The organism is Brevibacillus sp. BD137, from assembly GCF_041644655.1.
Classification (GTDB): domain Bacteria; phylum Bacillota; class Bacilli; order Brevibacillales; family Brevibacillaceae; genus Brevibacillus; species Brevibacillus brevis_D.
Genome location: NZ_JAOTNO010000029.1, coordinates 1 through 8144, shown reverse-complemented (window position 1 = coordinate 8144; position 8144 = coordinate 1). Strand labels below are relative to the sequence as shown.

Below are 8144 nucleotides of genomic sequence, written 5' to 3'. Positions count from 1 at the left end.
TTCGTAGAGAGTGAGTGATTAGCCTATTCAAAAAAATCATCACCATATTCAGCTTCTGAGTCACTAGAAACATCATCGATCTTCGCCATAATTGTTTGTATATCGCCTTCTCGAATAAGCTCATCCACTACTTTTTCAATCGTTTCACGACTCACATCTTCAACAATAACCATATTTATCGACCATAGATAAGTGCCAGACAGGTTCTCACCAGTATTTTTATTCTTCCGTCGTAATGTTTCGATGTTTTGATAAGTAAAAAATGTTCCCCACCATCTTGTTCGATCTGGTAAGGTTACGATTACATCAACATTATTATCATTTTTTTGCTGACTCTCGATCTCAGATAATTCTGTGTTAATCCAAATATGCTTCTTCATAGTTAACGGCTCCCTCCTCAATAGACAATATTAAAACCAATATTTTCTATTTGTACTCAAACGGTTGATAACGTCTTGCTCATTGTTTTTGTCAGATTTCGCTAGTTCCTCAACAGTATCTCCTGACTTTCTCAAGTACACTCTTGCACCTTTTCTTTATCTGAGTTCAAAGATGTCTCCAAAAATATTATTATTATCGATCCCAGGATTATTATTCCCTTCTAGGTATCTACTTAATAATGCATCAGCATCCTTCTGTATTTTCGAGTCTTTCATAGCCTTCTCAGCTTCTCTAACGAGAAGGCTATCTTCATGTATACGAGACTCTACATAATATTTTCCGACTTTTACTTTTCCCGAAAGAGTACGATCAACAAACTTAGCAACATCTTCGTCAAATTTTTTTAGCACTTCTAGTACTTCTCAACATCAACTGCGCATCGTTTGAAATCTCTACAGTGTCGACATTATTACTCGGTACCTGTAATTTAGTTTCCTTTCCAGTTTTATATTTATCTTGTACACTATTTACGCTTGTCAATGAATCTCTATAGCTAGGCACAGTCTGAAAATTAAAGTTGTTGTCTATCCTTACCACAATACTGTACGCTAGTCCGTGGAAATCGAGCTACGTCCAGCATTGCCTCGCGCTGCCAATCATCTGGATCAAAGCCAATCATGTCTTCTGCGAAGGCGACTGGATCGTCCCAGTAGAGGTCAATTAAATCAACAACGACATTATACGGTTTATTCATTCGCTCTCACCTTGCGTCTACAAGTAATATTCATGCCTTTTTTCTCTTTCAATTTCATCCAATTCATTCACGTATAAAAATAAATAATTCCAATCACTGATAGTTACAAGTATTTCCCTTAATACAACATATGTTTCATCACTTACTTGAGCCCCTTACAAGGAGCGAGAGGCCGGAGCCGTATACCTCGCTTTATCCCCTGTCCGGTAAACCCCAGCAGAGTAATTCGCGATTTTCCAAAGCTCCGAGAGGGGTTCCCAAAACTTGAAAACCGCTGTAATGCATACAATGAAAATAATTGCATGGTTCCCTGCTACGCTCGTCGCAACTGGTGCGTTCAGGCTCAGAATGTCCCCCTCTCGTAAGGTCACATTCGTCATCACCCATAGATTCGCTCAGGTACACCATTGATAAGGGATAGGCGGTATCTCCCAAGAGCCCATGTCGCTTGCTCTTGACTCAAGATTACCGTCCATAACATTTCAAATCGTCCTGCCTTTTATCCCTGATTTTGTCTGCGTTTTGTCGGTATTTTGTTGGGACTTCTTTCATTCGCGTCTGTGACCAACTCTCAACAAAAAAACCACCTTAATGGTGGTTTCCGGCACTACTATCTTCAACTATCGAATCCAGTTAGCTCAAAGCACTGAAATGAGTTTTTTAACAAATACCTCTTCGATTTTCTTGATTTCTTTGTCAGCTTCATTATGAATTTCCTTAAGAATTGCATTTGGATCTTTCCTTTCTCGAATCATTATGTAACGGGTAATTAGCTCACTATCATCGCCCATGAGTTCATAGATTTCTTCATAGTTGAAAACAAAACTACTTTCTTTAATCTCAATAAAGCCAAGATAGAGTCCAAGTAATTTTTCAAGGGGTACATCAAGGGCAACAAAGATCCTAGAAATCTCCGTCAAGGGCATACGCTTTATTTTTGATATATCTTTCAGACCATCGAATTCGTAGTTATCGTTTATTAGATCTGTTTTATCTTTTAAAGCCTCTTGAGACTGTCTTAAGGATAAAATATTTGCGCCCCCCTCAAAATCCGGGTCAAAGTACTGATGTAAATCATCCTGCCAATAACAAACTGGACAAATATCAACGGTTCCCGGGGGTTTTAAGTCAAATGTTTTATAACCGCAACAAGGACAAGTGTATTTCATGTATCCACCTCAAAAATTATCCTTATTTTCACTCAATTATCTTGCCCGTTAGCTAAACAAAAGCTGCCGTTAAAACCTTGGAGCCTTCTCAATTTTTCTGTTATTCTTAGCTTGTTTTTATTCTATTCAATTTTTGAAGGGAATGATATTTTCTCTTCAAAAAAATCCTGGCCATTCAAATTAAATTGAAAGTTTCGAATGATTTCTGGTTCTTCATAATCATCCAAAGTAACATATTGTTTTGCAATTTTTTCAGCTTCCTTTAAATTCTCATTTGTTGGTTTTAGGAAACTATAATCAATATAAAAATCCCTAATCTCAAGTAGACACGAAAGTTCATAAGACTGGATTCCGTGTACTCCGTTCTCAAAATCTACTTCACATTTCATCGACATTCTTATGTAGCGTTCCGTTCTCTCACCAAACTCCATGTTAGAAATAAAGACTGGACTATAATAATAAGACAACAAAACTGATGCATCAGGCATTGGAACTTCGTAATCCTCGAAAGCGATGTCGGTAAACTCGTAAGCCTTATTCTCCAAATCCCTCCAGCTCCGAACACCTGGTAATTTAAGAAATGCAATATTGATCGTTGTATGTATTGGGTTCTCTATACATTCATTTCCTTCAAGTTCAAAGGGACTTAAATTTACATCGATTGAATGATAAAACTTCCCATCATATAAATATGAGGAATACTTACCGTCTAGTGCTACTAATTTTACAGGTTTCATGAATACCCCCAGCATTTTCACGATATTTTTTGCAGTAATTAGTTTGATTTTACATCCAAAAGTTGGATTTTTCATCAAATAAAAAACGCTCATTCTGGCTAAAAAATGAAAGATTAGTGCAAGACTGTCTGCAAAATAATAACGCTAAATGTCAGTTGCACACTTGTTTAATAAAAAAAGCACTCAGATCATTCCGAGTGCCGTAGCAATTTGCATAATTGCCTCTTTCTTTTTTGTGTAGAATTGGTCTTTTGTCAGACCTAAGTCCAGATATACGTTGATGTCCTTCACCCTGGACGTGCTAAGATACTTCTCTTCGATGATCTGTCGCTCTACCTCAACGAGTGAATACTCAAGTGCTCTTTCGATCTGCCGTGCTTTCAACTCATTCGTGGACTCAGACTTTTGAAGCCGTGGAAACAGTTGATCGATACCCTTCTCCTGTCGCTCCTGCTTATTTTGGACAGCAACACGGAGGGCTTTGTATTCTTTTAATGCTTTGACAACAGCCTTTCTGACTTCTTTTTCATCTACTGGTTCCAGAAATGACAGTTGCTCTTGTGCGCTCATCTTTCCAATTCCCCCTCGTTGCAGCCCATGCTATAATGTTTTTGCCGAACATATAGACGGGTTCCCTGATTGGGGGCTTATTTTTTTGTCTCTTTTTTACTCCCGAAATATTATGATAAAAAGTGAAACTTATAAAAATTCAGTAACCATTTTGTGGAATTCGCCGTATTGCTTGTTAGATAATAGTTTCTATTATCCAAATCAATGGCTAGGGAGAGATTCTGAAATGAAGAAATTAGCGTTGCTATCTCTATCAATCTTTTCAGTTTTCACTATCATGTCATCAGCAAGTGCTGCGATGCCTAAACCAGTAGCTGAAGCAAGTGTAAATGCACAAGTAACCGTAACTAAGCTTGAAATAGAAGCTGATATTCCGAGAGTTTTTTACCCTGGTAATACTGCTCCAGTTTGGGTAACAGCTCATTTTTCGGATGGAACATCTAAACTTGTTTCAAATGACGCTAAAGTAATACAACAATCAGCAGGCTTTTACATCAGTCGACCCGGGTTTAAATATGGTATCCTTGAGGCTGCAAGACCAGGTGATGGCTGGATTACTTTTGAATACGGCGGGGTTCAAAAATCATTGTTTTTTACCGTTGCCAATAAATAATAAATTTTGACGAGTCCTCCCTAGTTAGGGAGGGCTCTATTTTGCTTTTTTTCTCTTTTGTTAAGCAGTCTGGATAAACTCGGGGTTGTCGTAGATGTTGCCAATCTTCTTTGTTCCTTCCGCCCACCACCGCATCTAGTGCAGCCTACAACACAAAATCTATTTACATTTTTTGCCAAATTTTTAATAATACAATCGTATCACAATAAAGTTATTGAAGGGAGTTGTCACTATGAAGAAAATATCCATTCTCTTAGCTTCACTAATGGCAGTTACTTTGCTCGTTCCCACTGTATCGTCTGCAAAAGCAATTTCAATCCCTACATCATCAGTTAGCACTCAAAATACTCCGTCCGATACAGACATTTTCTCCCCACCATCAAAGGATCCGTACAACCCTACAATCCTAAAGTACGGAGACCCAATTTTAATAACGTGGTCTCAAACAGATCCTGATCCAAACACTGTTTTTAAAACCTTCTGGGTTATAGTCAGTGATAATGAGACCGGTGTTGTTTATAATCCTGGAGTTCTACCACAAAATACAAGCAATAACTTTCAATCCTTTTTGATTCCTAACGACAAATTACCGAGTAATAGACTTCTGTACGTAAGTGTTGGCGTACAGGATGAAGCTGGTAATTGGAGTTATGGTGGTAACGGTGTGAACTATTTTAAAATTCTAAAACCATAAACCGATTTTGGTAACTTTATTTTCGAAGCCTGTTAATGCCAATTGACAGGCTTCCTTTTCAGAAATGTCAGGCATACGGAGCTTTCTCCCATACTCCAGCTTGTAAAAGAAAAGATATTTATATTTTTTGTAAAAAATAATGCAAATTACACACGTGTTCTTTACTAGATTTTAGGAGGTTACATTTATGAAGTTAAAGAAACTGATATCAATGATCGGACTGACAACCTGCCTACTTTCCATGTCTTCTTCTGCATTCGCTTTAGGTACTGCCATAGAGCCTGATAGTATCGACTCACCGAATTATTTTCAAGGAATTAATGATGATTTTGAAGGTACTCTTTACAAAGCATATCCAGAATTTGAAAAACCAATGGATCGTGATTGGTTTCAATGGACAAACGACACAGGCCAAGGAAAAGCATTTTATATTAACTTCGACACCTATCAAAATCGTAGCCTAGACTACCAGATTCAAAGTTTGTATGTTGGTGGTCAATCACAACAAGTTTTAAAAGATACTGGACGCGAATCCTGGTACGTATATTTGCCCGCTGGCGAAAAAATTAAAATACAAGTTTCTTCCCAAGATGCAATGAGAGTGGACCCCAATGTGAAATACCGCATTTCCTTAAGTACGCATCCTTTGGCTTATTAAAGAAATGTTAGATTAGCTGTAAGATTTAGAGGGCTGCTAAAAAACGTGGTACATGCAGCTCCTCTAAATCACTTACTTTCCAAATCCCTCTTCCTTCCACATACCTTCACTTGATTTATCACAAGTAATGTTTTGTTAAATTGCCTCTTTCAAAAGTGATTCAGTATCCTTTTCTACAAAACGCTCCCAATCCCCGAAATACTCTTTTTCCGCTGTTCCGTCCAACGCTAAAGCCAGTACAATATCGAAGTCGAACCAATGGCTTATAGGGGTGTATTTGTCTTTTGCATCATCATAAAATCCGCAATCGGTGTAGTATGTTTCGCCGTCCTCTTTTTCAGGAACCCTGTCATTCGAGCAGTAGACATAAGCTTCAATTCCCTCCTCATAACTCCCGCCTTCCATTTCAAGAGTGGGCTTTCCACACTTAGGGCAGATGCTTGCTGCATGTATGAGCAATCTCATTCGATCAAAGTAACGAACGTGAATCCGTGCCATCTTCATCGCGCAGTTAACGGTTTTGGCGTATGCTTCAACTCGTTTTTTCAATCCCATGCTTACCCTCCATTTATCACATCGATTGTTGTGTTAAAACGTGTACCGTGAACAAAGCTCGTCCCATTCTGCTCTGCACTCCTCGTCGCTCATTGCTGTGACTTCTTCAGCAGTATATCCGCTGCCCATCATCATTTCTCTAATCTCATTCACGGGGGAGATCCCCTCCTGTTTTATAAATCGTGTGATTTGAATTTTTTGAAAAATTTCACATTTTTATTGGGTTTATGGTAAAATTTACTAGAATATGAAAAAACCCAATAGGAGGTTATTATGAAAAAGATTGCTTTGCTATTAATTGCAGTTTTCATGATCCAACTCCATTTCACTTCTGCAACATTTGCTGGAGTGGGTGAGGATCGTATTAGGGCTGGTCAAGAACTTAGTAATATTGGTTGGCTAACGTCAATTAACAATAAATACACTTTACGTTTTTCTGTTTATAACGATCTTCAGATAAAGAGGTATAATCCCAAACCAACAACCGTCATATGGAGCTTGAATACCAACCGCGCTGGAAATTCTCTCAAGCTTGACTATTATAGCGGAAAACTCGTTATACTCCGTGGGAATGGTGACCCGCTTTGGTATTCAGATAACGCTGCATGGAGTAATATCCATTATCAAGGTAAACCACCCGTAAACCTTAGAGGCGACCTTATGATTATGCAAGATGATGGAAATTTAGTTCTTTATAACACTACAGACTTGAATCAAGGCTGGTATCCTGTCTGGGCTTCAAATACAGGTGGTCAATAAGAATATAATAGTTGGAGCCGTGTAAGCGCGGCTCTTTTTTACTTATTGAGAACATTACCGAAGCACGAAATGTTTGGTACTCCGTCCACCTCCGTTCTTCTCAATTACCGTTTTGTTAAGCTGTTTCCCCATTCCTGCTATAATCACAGTAAGGTGGTGAAAATGATGTATCCCAATCAAAGTCAAAATATAATTCGGATCGTAAAAGAAACTAGTGGAATGCCTAAAAAGGATATGGACATCATTTTCGATTTATTGGATCACAATGAATGGGGCGTTGCCTTGGAACATCTTTGTTCAACTATTATCGAAGAGAGACTTATTATCCAAAGAGATGTCTTCGAAGCAATAAAGAAGATCGGCGAATTAATGGAAATGGATCCTACCAATTGGAGCCAACTAATTCATTTAATTCAATAACTAAAGTGTTAAATAACGAATTTTCCATGTGATAAAATTTCGATATACCCTTTATGGAGTGAACTTGAAATGATACAAAAACATGAGGTTATCGAATTATTCTTATCTGCTTGTCCATCCTATAAAGAAAGATGGCTCCATTTTGTTAGTGAAACTTACGACGATAGCGAAGAACATCTTCCGTATATTGATGTCTCAGATTTCGCCCAACATGTAGATGAGCTTTACCAACAGCAAAAGTTAACCGAGTTCCCAATGATATTTGAGGTTTTAGAAATGCTCCATATCAACGGTGACGACTATGTTAAAGAATTAGCTACAATTGGGTTTCTGGAATCATTGCTAGGTTGTGAAATTTCAAGCTCAATTGAATGTTTTCTGATGCCCATTTCCCTAAAATGGTGGATCTCATTAAATAAATTCATGTCTGGAGAAAGTCGTTATGTTGGCGAGGACCAATAATACAACGTACACATTGTGTTTAATGCTAAAAGCACCGCTTCTCGAGAGGACGACCACTCTTGCAATTTCATCACTTATCAACTGAAGTTAGGCAACGTTTTACAACAGATGAACCTCACCTTCAAAATGTAAAGTTCAGTGATTTCATAATTGATGGATATTCTTTGCATAAGTGACTTGAGAAATATGATTTAGTGCCCAGCCTAGGTGATGGTACTAAAGAGCGGGTGTTTACTCGCTTCTTCGGTTAATCTCTAAGCCCTTCCTACGAATCCTGTCTCCTCGTATCCCAAATGATATTACATCGCTAGTCTGATTTAACTTAATTGAGCTTTTGAACATTCGAAATATTCCTGGTGTGTTAGATAACAT

The 8144-nt window shown here is 38.0% G+C and carries 12 protein-coding genes and 1 pseudogene; 6 read left to right on the top strand and 7 right to left on the bottom strand.

Annotated elements, in window-relative coordinates; all coding sequences use genetic code 11:
- Positions 1-23 precede the first annotated feature (23 nt).
- From ODZ53_RS29365 to ODZ53_RS29340, 6 genes and pseudogenes are all read right to left on the bottom strand, one after another.
- Positions 24-380 carry a hypothetical protein gene (locus tag ODZ53_RS29365; protein WP_372681941.1) on the bottom strand — a complete coding sequence of 119 codons (357 nt, stop codon included), beginning with the start codon at positions 378-380 and terminating at the stop codon, positions 24-26.
- 156 nt (positions 381-536) lie between these two features.
- Complete coding sequence (locus ODZ53_RS29360) at positions 537-791, bottom strand: hypothetical protein (protein WP_372681939.1); 255 nt, start codon at positions 789-791, stop codon at positions 537-539.
- A gap of 161 nt (positions 792-952) precedes the next feature.
- Positions 953-1135, bottom strand: a complete 183-nt coding sequence (locus tag ODZ53_RS29355) for a hypothetical protein (protein ID WP_372681937.1) — start codon at positions 1133-1135, stop codon at positions 953-955.
- Between the two features lie 1004 nt (positions 1136-2139).
- Positions 2140-2304 (bottom strand): annotated as a pseudogene (locus ODZ53_RS29350) (CPCC family cysteine-rich protein); the annotation flags it as partial.
- Between the two features lie 122 nt (positions 2305-2426).
- A complete protein-coding gene (locus tag ODZ53_RS29345) occupies positions 2427-3041 on the bottom strand; it encodes a hypothetical protein (RefSeq protein WP_372681935.1) in 615 nt (204 codons plus the stop codon).
- A 183-nt stretch (positions 3042-3224) separates the two neighbouring features.
- Complete coding sequence (locus tag ODZ53_RS29340) at positions 3225-3611, bottom strand: ArpU family phage packaging/lysis transcriptional regulator (RefSeq protein WP_372681933.1); 387 nt, start codon at positions 3609-3611, stop codon at positions 3225-3227.
- A gap of 226 nt (positions 3612-3837) precedes the next feature.
- On the opposite strand from ODZ53_RS29340, the gene ODZ53_RS29335 reads away from it, so the two are divergent.
- The 3 genes from ODZ53_RS29335 to ODZ53_RS29325 all read left to right on the top strand — a co-directional run bounded on the left by ODZ53_RS29335 (position 3838) and on the right by ODZ53_RS29325 (position 5576).
- On the top strand, positions 3838-4224 hold the full coding sequence (locus tag ODZ53_RS29335) for a hypothetical protein (protein ID WP_173625217.1): 387 nt from the start codon (positions 3838-3840) through the stop codon (positions 4222-4224).
- Between the two features lie 232 nt (positions 4225-4456).
- On the top strand, positions 4457-4918 hold the full coding sequence (locus ODZ53_RS29330) for a hypothetical protein (RefSeq protein ID WP_372681931.1): 462 nt from the start codon (positions 4457-4459) through the stop codon (positions 4916-4918).
- 187 nt (positions 4919-5105) lie between these two features.
- Positions 5106-5576, top strand: a complete 471-nt coding sequence (locus ODZ53_RS29325) for a hypothetical protein (RefSeq protein ID WP_173608415.1) — start codon at positions 5106-5108, stop codon at positions 5574-5576.
- Between the two features lie 135 nt (positions 5577-5711).
- On the opposite strand, the gene ODZ53_RS29320 is transcribed toward ODZ53_RS29325, so the two are convergent.
- Positions 5712-6131: a hypothetical protein gene (locus ODZ53_RS29320; protein ID WP_372681929.1), complete on the bottom strand. Its 420-nt coding sequence runs from the start codon at positions 6129-6131 to the stop codon at positions 5712-5714.
- Positions 6132-6404: 273 nt separating this feature from the next.
- Here ODZ53_RS29320 and ODZ53_RS29315 point away from each other — a divergent pair, with 273 nt between their 5' ends.
- From ODZ53_RS29315 to ODZ53_RS29305, 3 genes are all read left to right on the top strand, one after another.
- The gene (locus ODZ53_RS29315; RefSeq protein ID WP_372681927.1) at positions 6405-6890 is read left to right on the top strand and encodes a hypothetical protein; all 486 of its coding nucleotides are present in this window, start codon (positions 6405-6407) and stop codon (positions 6888-6890) included.
- A 162-nt stretch (positions 6891-7052) separates the two neighbouring features.
- Complete coding sequence (locus tag ODZ53_RS29310) at positions 7053-7310, top strand: MafI family immunity protein (RefSeq protein ID WP_372681925.1); 258 nt, start codon at positions 7053-7055, stop codon at positions 7308-7310.
- Between the two features lie 69 nt (positions 7311-7379).
- Positions 7380-7772 (top strand): DUF7674 family protein, encoded by a 393-nt coding sequence (locus tag ODZ53_RS29305; RefSeq protein ID WP_372681923.1) that lies wholly within the window; start codon positions 7380-7382, stop codon positions 7770-7772.
- Positions 7773-8144 lie beyond the last annotated feature (372 nt).